General features: G+C 28.3%; 16 protein-coding genes and 1 pseudogene. 14 read left to right on the forward strand and 3 right to left on the reverse strand.

Going from position 1 to position 18392, the window contains the following annotated elements; genetic code table 11:
* Window positions 1-7 precede the first annotated feature (7 nt).
* Complete coding sequence (locus GRQ01_RS02220) at window positions 8-805, forward strand: SPOR domain-containing protein (protein WP_158334223.1); 798 nt, start codon at window positions 8-10, stop codon at window positions 803-805.
* The gene (locus GRQ01_RS02225) at window positions 802-1590 is read left to right on the forward strand and encodes a shikimate dehydrogenase (protein WP_158334224.1); all 789 of its coding nucleotides are present in this window, start codon (window positions 802-804) and stop codon (window positions 1588-1590) included. Before GRQ01_RS02220 ends, GRQ01_RS02225 begins: the two co-directional genes overlap by 4 nt.
* Window positions 1591-1671: 81 nt before the next feature.
* Here the strand turns inward: GRQ01_RS02225 and GRQ01_RS02230 are convergent, their stop codons facing one another.
* Window positions 1672-2523 (reverse strand): hypothetical protein, encoded by an 852-nt coding sequence (locus GRQ01_RS02230; RefSeq protein ID WP_158334225.1) that lies wholly within the window; start codon window positions 2521-2523, stop codon window positions 1672-1674.
* 91 nt (window positions 2524-2614) lie between these two features.
* Here GRQ01_RS02230 and lgt point away from each other — a divergent pair, with 91 nt between their 5' ends.
* From lgt to GRQ01_RS02270, 8 genes are all read left to right on the forward strand, one after another.
* A complete protein-coding gene (gene lgt, locus GRQ01_RS02235; RefSeq protein ID WP_158334226.1) occupies window positions 2615-3430 on the forward strand; it encodes a prolipoprotein diacylglyceryl transferase in 816 nt (271 codons plus the stop codon).
* Between the two features lie 68 nt (window positions 3431-3498).
* Window positions 3499-4281 carry a fumarate reductase cytochrome b subunit gene (locus tag GRQ01_RS02240; protein WP_158334227.1) on the forward strand — a complete coding sequence of 261 codons (783 nt, stop codon included), beginning with the start codon at window positions 3499-3501 and terminating at the stop codon, window positions 4279-4281.
* Window positions 4265-6256: a fumarate reductase flavoprotein subunit gene (locus GRQ01_RS02245; protein WP_158334228.1), complete on the forward strand. Its 1992-nt coding sequence runs from the start codon at window positions 4265-4267 to the stop codon at window positions 6254-6256. The genes GRQ01_RS02240 and GRQ01_RS02245 overlap by 17 nt, the downstream gene beginning before the upstream one ends.
* Window positions 6249-6974: a fumarate reductase iron-sulfur subunit gene (locus tag GRQ01_RS02250; protein ID WP_158334229.1), complete on the forward strand. Its 726-nt coding sequence runs from the start codon at window positions 6249-6251 to the stop codon at window positions 6972-6974. The genes GRQ01_RS02245 and GRQ01_RS02250 overlap by 8 nt, the downstream gene beginning before the upstream one ends.
* A gap of 27 nt (window positions 6975-7001) precedes the next feature.
* Complete coding sequence (locus tag GRQ01_RS02255; RefSeq protein ID WP_203121135.1) at window positions 7002-9188, forward strand: dynamin family protein; 2187 nt, start codon at window positions 7002-7004, stop codon at window positions 9186-9188.
* On the forward strand, window positions 9178-11010 hold the full coding sequence (locus GRQ01_RS02260; protein ID WP_158334230.1) for a dynamin family protein: 1833 nt from the start codon (window positions 9178-9180) through the stop codon (window positions 11008-11010). The genes GRQ01_RS02255 and GRQ01_RS02260 overlap by 11 nt, the downstream gene beginning before the upstream one ends.
* 195 nt (window positions 11011-11205) lie before the next feature.
* Entirely contained in the window at window positions 11206-11568 is a 363-nt protein-coding gene (locus tag GRQ01_RS02265; RefSeq protein ID WP_158334231.1) for an HIT domain-containing protein, read from the forward strand.
* Window positions 11569-11641: 73 nt separating this feature from the next.
* Complete coding sequence (locus tag GRQ01_RS02270; RefSeq protein ID WP_158334232.1) at window positions 11642-12214, forward strand: YceI family protein; 573 nt, start codon at window positions 11642-11644, stop codon at window positions 12212-12214.
* 4 nt (window positions 12215-12218) lie between these two features.
* Here the strand turns inward: GRQ01_RS02270 and GRQ01_RS02275 are convergent, their stop codons facing one another.
* A complete protein-coding gene (locus GRQ01_RS02275) occupies window positions 12219-13175 on the reverse strand; it encodes a hypothetical protein (RefSeq protein WP_158334233.1) in 957 nt (318 codons plus the stop codon).
* 199 nt (window positions 13176-13374) lie between these two features.
* On the opposite strand from GRQ01_RS02275, the gene GRQ01_RS02280 reads away from it, so the two are divergent.
* Together GRQ01_RS02280 and GRQ01_RS02285 are read left to right on the forward strand one after the other, a co-directional pair.
* The gene (locus tag GRQ01_RS02280) at window positions 13375-14952 is read left to right on the forward strand and encodes an ABC-F family ATP-binding cassette domain-containing protein (protein ID WP_158334234.1); all 1578 of its coding nucleotides are present in this window, start codon (window positions 13375-13377) and stop codon (window positions 14950-14952) included.
* Window positions 14942-15277: a hypothetical protein gene (locus tag GRQ01_RS02285; protein WP_158334235.1), complete on the forward strand. Its 336-nt coding sequence runs from the start codon at window positions 14942-14944 to the stop codon at window positions 15275-15277. Before GRQ01_RS02280 ends, GRQ01_RS02285 begins: the two co-directional genes overlap by 11 nt.
* Before the next feature lie 26 nt (window positions 15278-15303).
* Here the strand turns inward: GRQ01_RS02285 and GRQ01_RS02290 are convergent, their stop codons facing one another.
* Window positions 15304-15888 carry an IMPACT family protein gene (locus GRQ01_RS02290; RefSeq protein ID WP_158334236.1) on the reverse strand — a complete coding sequence of 195 codons (585 nt, stop codon included), beginning with the start codon at window positions 15886-15888 and terminating at the stop codon, window positions 15304-15306.
* 206 nt (window positions 15889-16094) lie between these two features.
* On the opposite strand from GRQ01_RS02290, the gene GRQ01_RS02295 reads away from it, so the two are divergent.
* Window positions 16095-17321, forward strand: coding sequence for a hypothetical protein (locus GRQ01_RS02295; protein WP_158334237.1), 1227 nt, complete (start codon window positions 16095-16097; stop codon window positions 17319-17321).
* A pseudogene (locus GRQ01_RS02300) lies at window positions 17314-18039 on the forward strand (ATP-binding protein). Before GRQ01_RS02295 ends, GRQ01_RS02300 begins: the two are co-directional and overlap by 8 nt.
* The last annotated feature ends 353 nt before the right edge of the window (window positions 18040-18392 follow it).

Below are 18392 nucleotides of genomic sequence, written 5' to 3' on the forward strand. Positions count from 1 at the left end.
ATAAATTATGGAAAATCAGAAAAATGAATTTGATGATATTATTTTAGAAAAAAGTAATAAAAATGAAAAAATGAAAAAAATTCTTTTGCGTATTATTGCTTTGGTAATTTTGTTTTTAGTTATTATGATAGTAATGAAGCTTATAAACAGTAGTGAAAATGAAAATATACAAAGTCAAACTGTATTGCCAAATGAACCTATCACAACACAAGATAATACTCATGATACTTCCTTTGAAAGCATGCCTATTACTGATAATACTTTAGCTGAAGATCAATTTGAAGCTTTAAAAAAACAATTCCAAGAGGAGCAAAATGCTACTCAAAATGATGTGAATTCTACTTCTAATAATGATGATAAACTAGATTCAGCTTTGCCAACACAAGAAATTCCCCAAGAGGTGTCTCCTACACCGAAAAAAGCCATTCAAACAGATGTTTCTAAGCAAGAATCTAAACAAAGTGCTGTAAAAAAAGAGAAACAATCTCCTAAGCAAACTATTAAAAAAGAGCAAAATGCTAATGATTTATTTAAAAATGTCAATGCTAAGCCTGTGCATCCAAGTGGCTTGGCATCTGGTATTTATGTTCAGATTTTTTCTGTAAGTAATCTGGATCAAAAATCAAAAGAATTAGCTTTGGTAAAACAAAAAGGTTATGATTATAAACTTTATAAAACTACAGTTGGAGGTAAGGAAATTACTAAAGTGTTAATAGGTCCATTTGAGAAAGCACAAATTAGTAATGAACTTGCTAAAATTCGTAAAGATATTGCTAAAGATGCTTTTTCTTTCACTTTAAAATGAAATTCTTAGCAGTCATAGGCGATCCTATTTTCCATTCTAAATCGCCTAGAATGCATAATAATGCCATCAAAAGCCTTAATCTTGATGGCATTTATACACGCTATCATTTACTTAACCCTGATTCCTTGAAAGATAAAATTTTAAATTTAAAATTAAGTGGGGCTAATATTACCTTGCCTTTTAAAGAAAAAGCTTTAGAAATTGCTGATTTTAAAGACAGTTTTGCACAAAATATAGGTTCGGCTAATACTTTATGTATTAAAGAGGGTAAAATTCATGCTTTTAATACGGATGCTTTGGGCTTTTTAGAGATTATGAAAGAATTAGATAATATAAAAAAAGCTTTAATTTTAGGTGCTGGAGGTACTGCACTTGCTTTGGCTTATGTTTTAAAACAAAAGGATGTGCAAGTTTGCGTGACTAATCGTAGTAAAGAAAGATTTAAAGATTTTAAGGCTTATCAAACTTGTCTTTATCAAGATCTGAGAGAATTTGATTTTGATTTAATTATCAATGCAACTTCTGCAGGATTGAAAGATGAGAGTTTACCCTGTACTAGGGAGCTTTTGGAGAAAATTTTACCTAGATCTCGATTTGCTTTTGAAGTGATCTATGGTAAAAAAACCCCATTTTATCAATTATGTAAAAGCTATGGTTTAAGAACTAAAGATGGCCTTGATATGCTTTTATGGCAAGGGGTTTTTGCTTTTGAGCTTTTTTTTGATATTAAAGATAAAAGAGAAATGATTAAGAATACGATGAAAGAAGCTTTACAATTAGCATAAGTTTTTGCTTTGATTAAAATGATTAAAAATAATATTTTTAAAGTATGGAATTTAAGAATTATCTTTATATTTTAAGATAATTCAAAAATTTCTTAGTCTTGTTCTTTTTGATGTAGTATTTTCAAAATCATTACTATCATCATGCGATTGTGTATGGGAAAAATCGTCTTCTAGGGTACTATTATTATCAAAACTATTAAATTCATTTAAATGAGTTGTATGGGATGTTTTGTCTATATTTGCTGCTTTTGGAAGGTTATTATAAAGTGTATTAAGAGTATTTTTATAAAAAGCTAAAAAACTTTTGTCTATTTCAAAGGCAGGTTTTTCTAAGCCTTTATTAAGTTGTGTTGGTACTGTAGAGATGGTTGTTTTAAACATATTAATTCCATCGTCACCTTTAATGGGATAATCTAGCATAATGAAAGAATCTAGCTTAGTATTGTTTGAAAGTTGGGTTGAATTTTGTGTATTGTGTGCATCTATAAAATCTATTTTACCTTTAAAATTGATGCTTAAATTAGATTTTATAGAATCTCCTCCCATGAAACTGCTTGTTTTTTGTACATTTTTCTCTTCTGTGTCAATGCTAATGAAAGTTTTAAGAATATAATCTGGATTAGAATTGACAATTTTGTAGCCTTTAAGTTGGGCAATGACTTTTATTTGTTCTTCTAAATTTTGTTTTAAAAGTTCGATTTCTTTTTCTATGCGAATTTTAAGTACAGAATTTTGAAAATAATCAGAATGATTGTTGTTTTGTTCTAGATTAATAGGTTCAAGTGCTATGCTTATTGTTGAGTCAAGGGGTTCTATTTTTGTAGGTGTTGGTGGTTTAAAATTAGGCATAGAGACATTGACAAAATTGTTGCTTGTTCCACCACAAGCTGTTAAAAATAGCATGCTTATAATCAGTGCAATATATTTTTTCATTTTTTACCTTTATTTTGAAAGTATTTGTTTAATTATATCAAGTTAAAGTTTTTTTGTTATATTTTTAGAAAATAAAATTGCTAGGAAAGATATGGAATTTTGGAGACATATTTACTCAAATTTTGATGTTGTAGCTTTTAATATAGCGGGTTTGAAAGTGCATTGGTATGGTATTATGTATGTTATAGCTTTACTTTTGGCTTTATTTTTGGCAAAAATTTTTGTAAGAAAATTTCAATTAACTATCGATGAAAAACGTTTAGATAGTTATTTTATTTGGGTTGAAATAGGGGTAATTTTAGGTGCAAGGCTTGGATATATTTTAATTTATGATGCAAATACTTTTTATTATATTACTCATCCTTGGCAAATTTTTAATCCTTATGTGGATGGGGAGTTTGTAGGGATTCGTGGTATGAGTTATCATGGAGCGATTATAGGGTTTTTAATAGCTACTTTTTTATTTTGTAAAAAATATAAGGAAAATCCTTGGGTTTTTCTTGATTTAGTTGCTTTAAGTGTCCCATTAGCTTATGTTTTTGGACGTATAGGAAATTTTTTAAATCAGGAGCTTGTTGGTCGTGTTACAGATGTGCCTTGGGGCATTTATGTTGATGGAGTATTGCGTCATCCTTCCCAGCTTTATGAAGCGTTCTTAGAGGGAGTTGTTGTTTTTGTTGTGGTATATTTGATGAGATTAAGACAAAGTTTTGAAGGGGAGTTAATTCTTGTTTATGCAATTTTGTATTCTTTGGCGAGATTTGTGTGTGAGTTTTACCGTGAACCTGATTTTGGTATAGGATTGGTTTTATGGGGTATGAGTATGGGTCAACTTTTAAGTTTGATTATGTTTGTCACAACTTTGTTAGTTTATGTTTGTATAAAATTTAAAAAAGTAAATATTTAATCTGTATTAAAGACTTTTGTAATATAATGAGTCCGATTTTTTAATTTCTTTATTACAAAGGAGTAAAGATGCGTGAGCTTATCGAAGGTTATTTGGGTAAAAGCATTGAAGGCAAGAAAAGCAAAATGCCAGCAAAATTAGATTTTATCCAAAGTGCTTCAGGGCTTTTTTTGGGTCTTTTTATGTGGGTGCATATGTTTTTTGTTTCTACAATTTTAGTCAGTGAAGATTTTTTTAATTCTGTAGTGCATTTTTTGGAATTAAAATTTGTTTATGATAACCCTATTATGAGTTATATTACTTCTTTTTTAGCCGCCTGTGTTTTAGTGGTTTTTTTCGTTCATGCTTTACTTGCAATGAGAAAATTTCCTATTAATTATCGTCAGTATCAAATATTAAGAACACATAGTAAAAAAATGAACCATAGTGACACTTCTTTATGGTGGATACAAGCCTTTACTGGTTTTGTAATGTTCTTTTTAGGTTCTGCTCATCTTATTTTTATCATAACAAATGCGGATAAAATTAGTGGTGATATGTCAGGAGATAGAGTTGTAAGTCATTTTATGTGGCTTTTTTATGCTGTTCTTTTAGTGTGTGTGGAGCTTCATGGAAGTATAGGTCTTTATAGGCTTTGTGTTAAATGGGGCTGGTTTGAGGGTAAAAATGCAAGAGAAAGTCGTAAAAAGCTTAAAATTGCTAAATGGGCTATTAGCATTTTTTTCCTAGTTTTAGGTGTATTAAGCCTTATAGCCTTTATAAAAATAGGCTATGAAAACTATCAAAATCAAATCCAAACTACTGTAATGATAAAAAACTACAATGGAGCAAATTATGAATATACAATATAGTGATGCTTTAATAATAGGTGGAGGATTAGCAGGTCTTAGAGCGGCTATTGAGGTAGCAAAGAGTGGTCAAAGTGTGACGCTTTTAAGCATTTGTCCAGTAAAGCGTTCTCATTCTGCAGCAGTTCAAGGGGGTATGCAAGCTAGTCTTGCTAATAGTGTAAAAGGTGAGGGTGATAATGAAGATTTGCACTTTGCAGATACAGTAAAAGGAAGTGATTGGGGCTGTGATCAAGAAGTGGCAAGAATGTTTGCACAAACTGCTCCAAAAGCTGTTCGTGAGTTAGCATCCTGGGGTGTGCCTTGGACTAGGATTAGTAAGGGTCCAAGAACGGTTGTAATTAATGCACAAAAAACTGTGATTGAAGAAAAAGAACAAGCCCATGGACTCATTAATGCTAGAGATTTTGGGGGAACGAAAAAATGGAGAACCTGTTATATAGCTGATGCTACAGGGCATTGTATGCTTTATGGTGTAGCCAATGAAGCCATTAAATATCAAGTAAAAATTATTGATAGAATGGAAGCTTTAAGAATCATCCATAATGGTAAAAAATGCTTAGGGGTAATTGCAAGAGATTTGACTAATGGACAATTAATTGCTTATATTGCAAGAGGTACTATGATAGCAACAGGAGGTTATGGTAGGATTTATAAGCAAACTACTAATGCAGTAATTTGTGAAGGTACAGGTGCTGCTATAGCTCTTGAAACAGGACTTTGTAGGCTTTCAAATATGGAAGCAGTGCAATTTCATCCAACACCTATTGTACCAAGTGGAATTTTGCTTACTGAGGGTTGTCGTGGGGATGGTGGAATTTTACGCGATGTAGATGGATACCGTTTTATGCCAGATTATGAACCAGAGAAAAAAGAACTTGCAAGTCGTGATGTTGTAAGTCGTAGAATGATGGAACATATTCGTAAAGGTAAGGGTGTAAAAAGTCCTTATGGGGATCATTTATGGCTTGATATTTCTATACTTGGAAGAGCACATGTAGAAAAAAATCTTCGTGATGTTCAAGATATTTGTAAGACTTTTAACGGTATTGATCCTGCTGATGAGGGGCCAAAAGGTTGGGCTCCTGTTTTACCTATGCAGCATTATTCTATGGGTGGAATTAGAACTAAACCAACAGGTGAAAGTCAATGGCTAGATGGGCTTTTTGCTTGTGGAGAAGCCGCTTGTTGGGATATGCATGGTTTTAACCGTTTAGGTGGGAACTCATGTGCTGAAACTGTTGTTGCGGGTATGATTGTGGGGGATTATTTTGCTGATTATTGTAGAAAGAATGGTGAAGTTATTGATACAAATGTAGTTAAAGATTTCTTAAATAAAGAATACCAGTATTTAAAATCTTTAGTAGATAAAGAAGGCAAATATAATGTTTTTGAAATTAAAAACAGAATGAAAGAAATTATGTGGGATAAAGTGGCAATCTTTAGAACGGGTGAAGGTTTAAAAGAAGCTGTAGATGAGCTTGAAAAACTTTATAAACATTCCCAAGATTTAAAAGTGCATTGTAAAGAGCTTGATTGTGCAAATCCTGAGCTTGAAGAAGCTTATAGGGTGCCTAGAATGTTAAAAATTGCACTTTGCGTTGCTTATGGAGCGCTTTTAAGAACAGAAAGTCGCGGAGCACATTATCGCGAAGATTATCCTAAAAGAGATGATTTAAATTGGATGAAAAGAACCAATACTTTTTGGGTAGAAGGAGAAACTTTACCGCGTGTTGAATATGAAGAACTTGATATTATGAAAATGGAGCTTCCACCGGCTTTTCGTGGATATGGTGCTAAAGGAAATATTATAGAAAATCCTTTAAGCGAAAAACGTCAAGCTGAAGTTGATGCAATACGTGAAAAAATGGAAGCAGAAGGCAAGAATCGTTATGAAATTCAAAATGCTTTAATGCCTTATGAGCTTCAAGCAAAATATAAAGCACCAAATCAAAGAATAGGAGTTGATTATGAGTAGGAAATTGACGATAAAAGCGTTTAAGTATAATCCTTTAAGCAAAATTTCTAAGCCACATTTTGTGACTTATGAGCTTGAAGAAACTCCTTTTATGACAGTTTTTGTATGTTTGACTTTGATCCGTGAGAAAATGGATCCTGATTTAAGTTTTGATTTTGTGTGTCGTGCAGGGATTTGTGGAAGTTGTGCGATGATGATTAATGGGGTGCCAAAGCTTGCTTGTAAAACTTTGACAAAGGATTATCAAGATGGAGTTATTGAGCTTATGCCTATGCCTGCATTTAAGCATATTAAAGATTTGAGTGTAAATACAGGTGAATGGTTTGAAGATATGTGTAAGCGTGTTGAAAGTTGGGTGCATAATGAAAAAGAAACTGATATTTCTAAGCTTGAAGAACGTGTAGAACCTGAAGTTGCAGAGGAAACTTTTGAACTTGATCGTTGTATAGAATGCGGAATTTGTGTTGCTTCGTGTGCGACTAAATTGATGCGCCCTAATTTTATAGCAGCAACTGGACTTTTAAGAACGACTAGGTATTTGCAAGATCCTCATGATCATAGAGCTATAGAAGATTTTTATGAATTAGTGGGCGATGATGATGGTGTTTTTGGTTGTATGTCGTTGTTAGCTTGTGAAGATAATTGTCCTAAAGAATTACCTTTGCAAAGCAAAATTGCTTATATGAGAAGACAGCTTGTCGCACAAAAGAATAAGTAAAATTTCCCCTCTCTTAAGGGGAAATTCGTGAAAGAATTATTGCAAAAACTTTGGGGAAATGAACTTCAATTTTTGGATTTTAATGTCAAATTTGAAGATAAAAATAAACTTGATGTAACTCAATGTGCTATTATTTTAAGTATAAATAAAGACAATTATGAAAGATATTTTCTCTTAAAAGAATTTCAAGAACTTTGTAGGAAAATTGATTTAAGAGTAGATATTTTTAGTACCCAAAAGGCACAAATTTGTATTTTAAACCTTTTTAAGACAGGTTTTATTTCTAAACAAAATTTACTTAAAGCTTTAAAGATTTTAGAAAAAATTTCAAATAATGCTATTATTTTGGATTTTATTTTTAAAGAACAGATCCCAAGCGTGGATCAAAAGGCTTTATTTCAAAATGATTTTAAAGAATTAAATGCTATTAATTTAGAGCTTCAAAATTTGAGTTTTGATCAAAGTGTTAAATCAAGACTTCAAAAAACTTTAGAAAAATTTCAAAATTTAGAGTTTAACATAGCTATTACAGGTGTGATGAATGCTGGGAAATCAAGCTTTTTAAATGCACTTTTAAAGCAAGATTTTTTAGGAGTTTCTAATATACCTGAAACAGCTAATTTAACTGTTTTAAACTATGGAAACACTCAAGAAGCTAAGGTGTATTTTTGGAGTAAGGCAGAGTGGCAAAATATACTTGAAAATTCTGTATTTAATATACAATTGAAGGAATTTATTGAAAAGCTTTGTATGAATGTAAATAAAGATGATTTTATTCAAGATGGACCTTTGGTTCAAACTATTAAACTTTGCGATCTTAAAGATTTTAGTTCTGCTAAAAATCAGATTTCAGCCTTTATTAAAAAAATAGAAATCAAAAGCGATTTAGAATTTTTAAAAAACAATATTTCTATAGTTGACACTCCAGGTCTTGATGATGTGGTCATCCAAAGAGAAATACTCACAAAAGAATATCTTAAAGAAAGTGATTTTTTAATCCATCTTATGAATGTTTCTCAAAGTCTTACTCAAAAAGATGCAGATTTTTTACTTGATTGTCTTTTAAATTCAAGGCTTAGTAAATTTTTAATTGTTTTAACTAAAGCAGATTTACTTGATGAAAAAGACTTAGAAGAAGTGATTGATTATGTTAAAGAAAATTTAAAATCAAGATTGCAAGCTTATGATACGAATTTGATTGAAAAACTTGATTTTTTATGCGTCAGCGCTAAAATGGCAAGTGATTTTTACAGGGGTTTAACTTCTAAGGAAAGCTTAGAAAAAAGCGGTATGCTAGAATTTGAAAAATATCTTTTTAATGAGCTTTACTCAGGGCAGAAGAGTAAAATTATTTTAAAAGCTTATAAAAAGGAATTGCATTTGGAGCTTAAAAATATTTTAAACGAATACGAAATGCAAAATCAGATTATAAAAGAAAGCAAGCAAGGTTTAAGCGAGAAAAATCAAGAGCTTTTACTTGAATTTAAACATCAAACTGCGATTTTACAAGAAGCGCAAAAGGAAATTGCAAGTTCTATTATGAAGCTAAGAAATACTGATAGCGGGATAGATAATCTTGTTTTGCTTTTGGCGAAAAAACTTAAAGAACGTTTGGTAGATGAATTAAAATACCTTAAAAATAATGCCAAAAAACTTAATACCGGGCGTCTTTTAAATATTGTAGATATAACTACTAAAGATGGGATTAATGATATTTTAAGAGAAATTAAATTTGAAAATATTAAAAAAATTGAAGAACTGAAAAATACTTTGACTTTAAAATATAATTTTTTAAAAGATGATTTTGATAATGGTTTTGAAGATTTTAAGGACGGTATTTCAAAAAATATAGACAATATTTTTAAGCATGAAAAATTTGCACTTTTAAAATTAAAAATTGAAAAATTAAGTAATTTAAAATTGGATTTATATGAGCTTGAAACAAGACTTGATAGTGTTATTTTCGATGCTTTTAAGGAGTTTAAAATGGGTGAGATTTTAAATTCTTTAGATATTAATGGAACATTTTTTAAATTTTTAAATGAAAAGTTAAAGCATTATGAAAGCATCCAAAAAGCAAAATTGCAAAATCTTGAAAAAATTTTAGGGTCTTTAAAAGATGAAAGTCTTGATATTGCCCATTCTTTTGAAGATAATTTAGCAAAGATTGAGAAATTAAAAGAGCTTGAAATGGGACTTTTGAATGCAGATTAATTTTTTAAATGATTTTATAAAAGCTTATGAAAGGGCTTATAATACAAATTTTGATGATAGTTTTAAAGGGCGTGTACAAGGACTTTGTAGACAGCTTAATGAGCCTTTTATGCATGCAAGTTATGCTTTGGAAAAAGAGTTAGAAGAACTTGTTTTTTCTTTAGATAAAAATATTAATATTGCTATTATAGGACAATTTTCTAGTGGGAAATCGAGTTTGTTGAATTTGATTTTAGGGCGTGATTGCTTACCTACGGGTGTTGTCCCTGTGACTTTTAAACCTACTTTTTTACATTATGCAAAAGAGTATTTTTTAAGAGTGGAATTTGAAGATGGCAGTGATATTATTACTGATATTGAAGAATTATCCTTTTATACTGATCAAAGAAAACAAATAAAACAAGCTAAAAGTTTACATATTTTTGCACCTATTTCTCTGCTTGAAAAAATTACTCTTGTGGATACTCCTGGTTTAAATGCAAACGAAAATGATACTTTAACAACATTTAATGAGCTTAAAAATATTCACGGAGCTATTTGGCTTAGCTTAATTGATAATGCAGGTAAAAAAAGTGAAGAAGATACTATTAAGGCTAATTTAGAACTTTTGGGTGAAAATAGTATTTGTGTGTTAAATCAAAAAGACAAATTAAGCCATCAAGAATTAGAAAATGTTTTAAATTATACAAAAGAGGTGTTTTTAAAGTATTTTAAAGAACTCATTGCTATTTCATGTAAAGAAGCCAAAAATGAGGCAAGCTATGAAAAGTCTAATTTTGAAGCTTTATTGCGTTTTTTGCAAAATTTAGACATTGTAGCCTTAAAAGAAAAATTTACTCAAAGAAAAATGCTAAGTTTATGTGAAATTTTAGAAAATGAAAACAAGCTTTTTGCAGGGATTTTTGACAGCTTATGTGAACAATTTCAAATTTATGAAAATCATTTGCTTTTAAGTTATGAAGCTTTTTTAAAAGAAATTGAAATTTTAAATCATAAAATTTTAGACCAACTTAAAAGTATTAGTGAAAGAATTGCAAATGAAATTTTTGCAAGTGTTAAAGAAAAAGATGCCCATTTTTATAAAAAAAGCAAAGGATTTTTTACAAAAGATAAGTATGTAAGATATGATTATAAAACCCCTTATATTTCAATTGATGATGCATTTTTGGCTATGTTTTATAATAGTGATGTGATGAATAAAGAGTTTAAAAGAATAGAAAATGAACTTTATAAATCTTTTGAAGAAATAAAAACGCAATTGAAAAATTTCATAGCTGAATTTGAAAGAAAAATTTCGCTTTTTAAAGCAGAGTTTTCGAATATACAAAAAGATCATGTTTTTCAAAGTGATAAAAATTTTAGCGAGCTTAGGGCTTTTTGTAATGCAAGTGATGAGTACTTTTTAAAAGACTTTAAAGAACTTTTATTTAAAAGCGTTTTAGATCTTGATTTATTTTTTGAAAAGCTTAATCTTAAGGCTTTTGCTAATTATAAGAATGCAACAAAACTAAGCCTTGCATTTTTTAGTTATAAGATTAATGAAAGTCGTGTTCTTTATGAGCTTGATAGTTCAGAATTCGTGCTTTTTTATCCTAAAAAAAGTGAAATTTATGAAAGGGTTTTAAATGAGCTTCATGTTTATGAATTTGAAGCTTTATTGATTGATAAACCAGTTTTAACAAAAATTGCTAAAAATTTTTTAGATCAAAATCAAAATTTAATCCGAGAAAAAAATAAGATTTTAGATTTTAAAAAAGCAGAACTCTATAGAAGAAAAGAACAAATTATAAATGTTAAAAACAGCTTAAAACAAGGCCTATGAAAGTGTTTTTTAATTTATTAGAATTTTAAAAGACTTGATGATTTTAAGGTAAGGCATTTTATATCAAAGATAAGAATAAAAGCAGGTTTTGTGAGCAATCAATTTTCTAAGATATATTTTTTAGGTTTTGAGGTAAAATTAATTGAATTATTCTGACTTTAATGTTAGATTATATGATAAAATTAAAGGAAATTAATGATTTATGAGAATGATTTAATTTATATCCAAAAAGAAGAGGCCCAAGTGCCTTGGATTAAAATTTTTACTAAGCAAGTTTATAAAGAATTAAGCAATTGTCCCTTGGAATTGCAAAAAGAACTTTTTGATAAAATCATACTTTGCGAAAAGGCAATGATAGAATTTTATAAACCTGAAAAGATTAATATAGCTTCTTTTGCAAATTATCTTCCAAGAGTACATTTTCATATTATGGCACGTTTTAAACAGGATGCTTTTTTTCCTGAATGTATGTGGGGAAAACAGCAAAGAAAAATGCAAGATTTAAATCTACCAAGCTTTGATGAATTTGTAAATTTTTTAAATAATAAAATTTTTTAATTTGTGTTAATTATGTATTATTGATTATTTGATTAAAATTTTGTATTTAAAATTATTATAAAAAGGAAATATAATGAAAAAAGTTTTATTAAATTTATTTGCTGTTATGTTTTTTTTACATGTAGGTGCATCTGCTAAAGAATTTGTCTTAGATAAAAGTCATACGGACCTTGGTTTTAAGATTAAGCATTTACAAATTAGCAATGTTAAAGGAAATTTCAAGGATTATTCTGCTGTTATTGATTTTGATTCTATGAATTTGGAGTTTAAAAAACTTGAGGTTGTTGTTAAGGTTGCCTCTATAGATACAGATAATCAAGCAAGGGATAATTATTTGCAACAGGATGATTTTTTTAAAACACATAAATATCCTGATATGACTTTTGTAATGAAAAAGTATGAAAAAATCGGTGATCATAAAGGTAAAATGACAGGAGTGCTTACTATAGCTGGAGTTTCTAAAGATATTGTTTTAAATACTGAAATTGGTGGTGTTATAAAGGATCAAAATTCTAAAGAAAAAATTGGATTTTCTTTAAATGGTAAAATCAAACGTTCAGATTTTCAATTTGCTATAAATACTTCTACTATCACTTTAAGTGATGAAATAAGTCTTGATATCGAAGTTGAAGCAAATGAAAAATGATTTTTTAGTTTAAGAGTTTTTCTTTTAAACTTTGTAAATTTTGTTCTAAACTTCCTTGGTTTTCTTGCCAAACTAATTTAAAGTTTGGCTTAAAATTTTCATTTTCTAAAATGAATTCTGTATTTTTTAATGTCGATTCTAAAAATCCTAGATGATTTAAAGTTTGATTTTTGTTATTAAAAATTAAAATAAAGTCATTTTCTACGATGAAAATTTTGGCTTTAAAGCGTTTTAAAATTTTTGCAATTTGTTTTAAGATGAGTTTGACATAGCTTTCTTGGGTTTGTTTTAGTTCGTTAAAGTGAAGCAAAGCAATAGTATAGTTATTTTTTCCTTTTGTAAAGCGTATGAGACTTTTTTTATTAGGAAGTTTGGTTAAGGGATCAAAAAAGGCTATTTTATAAATATGATTTATAAAATAAAAGCAAAAAATTAAACTTGCAAATTCAAAATATTTTGTCTTAGTACCTTCTTGCAAGAAAAATTGTAAATACGCACCTAAAAATGCTAATAAAAGATAAGTTTCTTTAGACTTAAGAGTTTTGATAACAATGAGAAATGTGCCTATTAAAAAAAATAAAAATCCTAATTCATTTACAGGTTTAAAAAAATGAAAAGAGATAAAATGAAAATCAAGATTAGCACTATTAAAAGCCGTATTCTTTGGTAAAATGAGGCTTAAAATATTAATAAAAACAATGCTTATTAGTGAGACAATATTTTTGTTGCTTAAGATTAAAGCAGGGTAGGCTTTAAGACAAAAGAGTGTAAAAATCATAGGTAAAAATAATGATACAAATAAATTAGCTTGAAATAAACTTGCATAGAAATAAGGTATTTTAGCACTTAACAATACTAAAGTCAAAAAGAAAATTTTTGAATTTTTAAAGTAAAAAGATAAAATTAAGGCCAAAAGTTCGAAAATCAAGCTTAAAAATACTAAAAAATCCATTAAAACCATTAAAACAATCCTTAGCGAAAAATAAGAATTTTATAGAAAAAAGCTTAAAAATGGGTTTTATATAAAAGTAGTGGATTGTGATTGGCATTTTACTATTTATTTTGATGTGAAAAGTTAAAAATTTATTGTTCTTAATTTTAATCAAACTAAAATGAAGTTTTTTTAGCTACAATTTTTTAAAAAAATAAGGATTGATTTTATGGTTGAAGTAAAAAATCTCACTATGCGTTTTGCTAATCAGCTTTTATTTGAAAATGTGAATTTAAAACTTGTGCGAGGTCAACGATACGGACTTATTGGTGCTAATGGTGCAGGTAAATCTACTTTTTTAAAAATCCTCTCAGGTGAGCTTGAGTCTAATAGTGGAGAAGTTGTTTTTGATGAAGGGCTAAAAATAGCTGTTTTAAAACAAGAACAATTTGCTTTTGAAGATTATACCATTAAAGATGCTGTTATGTGTGCTAATAAAAGGCTTTTTGATGCTTTAAAAGAAAAAGAAAAGCTTTATCAAAGCGAGGAATTTAATGATGAGATTAATCAACGTTTAAGTGAGCTTGAAATTATAAGTGCTGAAGAGGATCCTAATTATGATTGTGAAACACGCTGTGAGAAAATTTTAAGTTCTTTAAAAATTAAAGATTTTAATGCTTTAATGAGTACTTTGCCTAGTACGGATAAATTTAAAGTTTTGCTTGCACAAGTGTTGTTTTTAAATGCAGATGTGCTTTTTTTAGACGAGCCTACAAATAATCTTGATTTAGAAGCTATTGCTTGGCTTGAAAATGAGCTTTTAAGACATGAAGGAACTTTGGTTGTAATTTCTCATAATAGGCATTTTTTAAATAAGATTTGTACAAGAATTTTGGATGTGGATTTTAAACAAATCCGTGATTTTACTGGAAATTATGATGATTGGTATATGGCTTCAACACTTTTGGCAAAACAAGCTGAGCTTAAACGGGATAAAACTTTAAAAGAAAGGGAAGAATTAGAAAATTTTATATGTCGTTTTAGTGCTAATGCTTCTAAGGCAAAGCAAGCTACAAGCCGTGCTAAAGCCCTTGAAAAACTTGAACTTGAAGAGATTAAAATCTCAAGTCGTAGAGATCCTAGTATAGTTTTTAGACCTAATCGCGATATAGGCAATGAGGTTTTAGAATTTAAAGGCATTACTAAAGCTTATGATAAAGTCTTATTTTCAAATTTGGAATTAAAAATAGAAAAAAATGACAAAATTGCATTGATTGGTCCTAATGGGGTAGGTAAGTCGAGTTTAGCTAAAATCATAGCAAATATTGTAGTGCCAGATACTGGCATATTGCATCTAGGAACAACTATAGAGCTTGGTTATTTTCCTCAGGATACAAGTAGTTTAATTTGTGAAAATTTGAAACTTTATGAATGGCTTATGAGTGAAAAATTCAAAGATTTAGATCAAATCCGTAAGTGTTTAGGTAGAATGCTTTTTAGCGGTAGCGATCAAGAAAAAATGGCAGCGAGTTTAAGTGGGGGCGAAAAGCATCGTTTAATGCTTTCATCTTTGATGTTAAAACGGCCTAATTTTTTGCTTTTGGATGAACCGGATAATCATTTAGATCTTGAAAGTATTATTGCACTTGGCGAAGCTTTATATAATTTTAAAGGTGTGGTACTTTGTATAAGTCATGACAGGGAGTTGCTTAGTGCTTTTGCTAATAGGATTTGGTATTTACAAGATGGTAAATTGACAGATTTTCGTGGAACTTATCAAGAATTTTTAGGAGAAAATGATGGCTAAATTTAGAATTCAATACAGTGCAGGTTTTGGACACTTTACGCAAAATCATAAGGGTTTTGGTCCTACAATTTATATAGAAGAGATAGTAGAATTTGATAATGGTAAAGATTATTTTGATTATATAGATTTTTATAATACTTATTCCAAAAGCGATGATACTTATTTTCATATCAGTTTTTTAGAAGATAGGCCTTTAAGCGATAAAGAAATCACCATTCGTAATCAATACCGTAAACTCCGTGATGAAAACTGTAAAAAGGCTAAAGAAGAATTTATAGCAAATAATGATTTAGATGTAGAGCATTTGCCTACCCATCATGATTAGAATTTTATACATTATTGTGCAAGAATTTATAATTTTTCAATTTCAAAAAGTGTAAAATTCTTACAAAAAATTTCAAATTCTTGTTTTTCTTTTTCATTGAGTTTGATATGAAATATTGCTTTGTGATCTTTAAAATCTTTTGTAAAATCTAAAAAATGGGTTTTTAAAAAATGTTCAAAGCGGTTTAAAATTTTAAAATCAATAGCAAGGCTTATATTTTTTTTGTTTTCAAATGTGAGTAGTGTAGAATGGTTTATTACTGTGTTTGCAGCTTCATTATAAGCTCTTGTTAATCCTCCTGTGCCAAGCTTTATACCACCAAAATATCTTACTGTAATAAGAGCTACATTGATCAATTCATAAGCCCTTAAAACATTTAAAGTTGGCATTCCTGAAGTGCCTTTGGGTTCTCCATCATCGCTTTTGTTTTCTATAATTTGGTTAAAGTCATTTAAAGTACGATAAGCATAGACAAAATGGACAGCTTTAGGGTGTTTTTTCTTTAAATTCTGAGACAAATTTTGAAATTCTATAAAGGGACAAAGAAAGGATAAAAAATTAGATTTTTTAATTTCAATTTCTGTTTGAAAAATTTGATTAACTGTTTGCATTTTTGCCTTTTTATTAAAATTATACTTATAAAAGCTAAAATCAATTTGATAAAATTAGCAAGCAAATGTATTTAAAACCAAAAATTTTTGTGCTTATTTTTCATTGTAATCTTTCAATCTTTTTAAGCATTTTAAAGATACAAGAATTACAGTAATAAAACAGTATTTGATGGATATTTTAAGTTTAATTTTGTAGAATTTTATTTATGAAAAAAATTAAAAATTTCAAATTTATTATTCTTTTGTTGAGTTTTGATATTTTAGCTTTGCTTTATGGAATTTCAACGCTTAGTATTAGTAGTGATGAGGCTAATATTTATTTTAATAATCAAGAAAAGTCGTTTATTTTTTCTTATGATTTGCTTTATTATATAGCTCATTTTGGAACTTTTATTTTAGGACAAAATGATTTTGGCTTAAGATTGCCTTTTTTATTTTTTCATTTCTTAAGTTGTTTGCTTCTTTATTTATTGGCTTTAAAATATACAAAAACAGCACAAGATGCTTTTTTTTCTTTATTATTATTTGTTCTTTTGCCTGGAACTGTCGCAAGTGCTTTATTGATTAATGCCGCATCTTTAGTTATTTTCTTAACCCTTGCTATATTATGCGCTTATGAATATGAAAAAAAATGGCTTTTTTATATTTTATTGATTATATCTTTATTTGTTGATAAATCTTTTAATATTTTATTTTTAACTTTTTTCTTTTTTGGAATTTATAAAAGAAATGCTTTTTTATTTATTTTATCTCTTATTCTTTTTGGTTTTAGTATTAGTTTTTATGGTTTTGACACAGGAGGTCGGCCAAGAGGATATTTTCTTGATACCTTAGGTATTTTTGCAGCATGTTTCTCTCCCTTAGTATTTGTGTATTTTTTCTATACTATTTATCGTTTAACGTTTCAAAAGTATAAAAATTTATTATGGTTTTTAATGAGTGTTACTTTTGTATTTTGTTCTTTGCTTTCATTAAGACAAAAGCTTTTTTTAGATGATTTTTTGCCTTTTTGTGTTATTTCTACTCCATTACTCATTAAAACTTTAATGCAAAGTTATAGAGTAAGATTGCCAATTTTTAGATTAAGGTATAAAATTTTCATAGAATGTAGTATGATTTTTTTAATTTTATGTTATTTTTTAATTGTAGCCAATCAAGTATTGTATTATTTTATCAATCAACCCCATCGTCACTTTGCTAGTAATTACCATTTTACTAAAGAATTAGCTTTAGAATTGAAAAAACAAGGTATTTTAGAGCTTATAACAGATCCAAGTTTAGAAAAAAGACTGGAATTTTATGGGATAAAATATGGTGGTAAACTTCACTTAAAAGCTTTAAAAAAAGGTGAAAAAATCAATCCAAATAGCAAAACTATCCAAGTCAAACTTGGAAAATATGAAAAATTTTATCAGATTTTAAAGTATGATTAAAGCTTTTAGTTTTTTAGAATTTATTTTTATAATATTAATTTTAAATATAATTTTAATCTAGGAAGTATTTATTTAAAAAAAGATAGTTTATTAGAAGGTGCTATACAAATCCTTAATGACATACGATACACTCAAACATTAGCTATGATGCAAGATAGCTTAAGAGTTGATGAATTAGCAGTTGCAAAAAGAGAATGATATAAAAGTAAATGACAAATTTATTTTATTAAATCAGCTGCTACAGGTTATGATCAAACTTATACTATTTTTTTGGATAAAAATGGAGATGGAAACGCAAATTTAGGTAAAAATGAAGTTAATATAGACAGAGAAATTGCTGTGGATATAGTAAACCCTAATAAATTAATGAATTCAAGACAAAGTGGTGTTATTGATAAAGATAATGAAAAAATTACCCAAAGATAAAAGATTTGGCATAGAAAAAGTAGAGTTTAAAGGTGCTTGTTCGAGTTCTACTAGATTAGTGTTTGATAAATTAGGTAGAGTGTATTCTCCATTAAAAAATGCCAAATACAGCTATGAAAAAACTTTAGCAAAAAATAATTCTCCTTGTGTTATTCGTTTATCATCGAAAAAAAATTCTCTTTGCATTGTTGTAGATACTCTTAGCGGTTATGCTTATATCCCAGAATTTAAAACACTTAATACTCAGCATATTAGTATAAAAAATAAAAATTATACATGTTCTACAATATGAATGATTTTATAAGTTTTGAATAATTTTTCTTTCATATACATGTAACATTGACTTTTTTCCAATCCCCCACTTTAATCCCCATTTAAGTTTAATTAGTTATACTTTCATTTCCTTTTTCTAAAAAAGGACTTAAAATCTTTTAAATTATAAAGTTTCACCAGTCTAGTAGATTTTATAAACTTGGCTTTTTAGCTTAAAATTAATTTAAAAGCTAAAAGCTTGTTATAAATCTTGTTTTTTAATTTAAACTTTTCTTTTAAATAATGATTTTTTGCAAATTTAATAAAAACAATTTTTTGTTTTCGTTCTTTATAATTTAGTATTGTTATTTTAAATCTTAAAGTCAATCTTTG

Origin of the sequence: Campylobacter bilis (genome assembly GCF_016806695.1) — a bacterium.
Lineage (GTDB): Bacteria > Campylobacterota > Campylobacteria > Campylobacterales > Campylobacteraceae > Campylobacter_D > Campylobacter_D bilis.

Excerpts from the sequence above, each read along its gene's own strand:
- GRQ01_RS02290 (WP_158334236.1), bottom strand. The coding sequence starts at position 15,888 with ATGCAAACAGTTAATCAAATTTTTCAAACAGAAATTGAAATTAAAAAA.
- lgt (WP_158334226.1), top strand. The coding sequence starts at position 2,615 with ATGGAATTTTGGAGACATATTTACTCAAATTTTGATGTTGTAGCTTTT.
- GRQ01_RS02225 (WP_158334224.1), top strand. The coding sequence starts at position 802 with ATGAAATTCTTAGCAGTCATAGGCGATCCTATTTTCCATTCTAAATCG.
- GRQ01_RS02240 (WP_158334227.1), top strand. The coding sequence starts at position 3,499 with ATGCGTGAGCTTATCGAAGGTTATTTGGGTAAAAGCATTGAAGGCAAG.
- GRQ01_RS02285 (WP_158334235.1), top strand. The coding sequence starts at position 14,942 with ATGATGGCTAAATTTAGAATTCAATACAGTGCAGGTTTTGGACACTTT.
- GRQ01_RS02295 (WP_158334237.1), top strand. The coding sequence starts at position 16,095 with ATGAAAAAAATTAAAAATTTCAAATTTATTATTCTTTTGTTGAGTTTT.
- GRQ01_RS02260 (WP_158334230.1), top strand. The coding sequence starts at position 9,178 with ATGCAGATTAATTTTTTAAATGATTTTATAAAAGCTTATGAAAGGGCT.
- GRQ01_RS02265 (WP_158334231.1), top strand. The coding sequence starts at position 11,206 with ATGATTTATGAGAATGATTTAATTTATATCCAAAAAGAAGAGGCCCAA.
- GRQ01_RS02280 (WP_158334234.1), top strand. The coding sequence starts at position 13,375 with ATGGTTGAAGTAAAAAATCTCACTATGCGTTTTGCTAATCAGCTTTTA.
- GRQ01_RS02220 (WP_158334223.1), top strand. The coding sequence starts at position 8 with ATGGAAAATCAGAAAAATGAATTTGATGATATTATTTTAGAAAAAAGT.
- GRQ01_RS02230 (WP_158334225.1), bottom strand. The coding sequence starts at position 2,523 with ATGAAAAAATATATTGCACTGATTATAAGCATGCTATTTTTAACAGCT.
- GRQ01_RS02275 (WP_158334233.1), bottom strand. The coding sequence starts at position 13,175 with ATGGTTTTAATGGATTTTTTAGTATTTTTAAGCTTGATTTTCGAACTT.
- GRQ01_RS02250 (WP_158334229.1), top strand. The coding sequence starts at position 6,249 with ATGAGTAGGAAATTGACGATAAAAGCGTTTAAGTATAATCCTTTAAGC.
- GRQ01_RS02270 (WP_158334232.1), top strand. The coding sequence starts at position 11,642 with ATGAAAAAAGTTTTATTAAATTTATTTGCTGTTATGTTTTTTTTACAT.
- GRQ01_RS02245 (WP_158334228.1), top strand. The coding sequence starts at position 4,265 with ATGAATATACAATATAGTGATGCTTTAATAATAGGTGGAGGATTAGCA.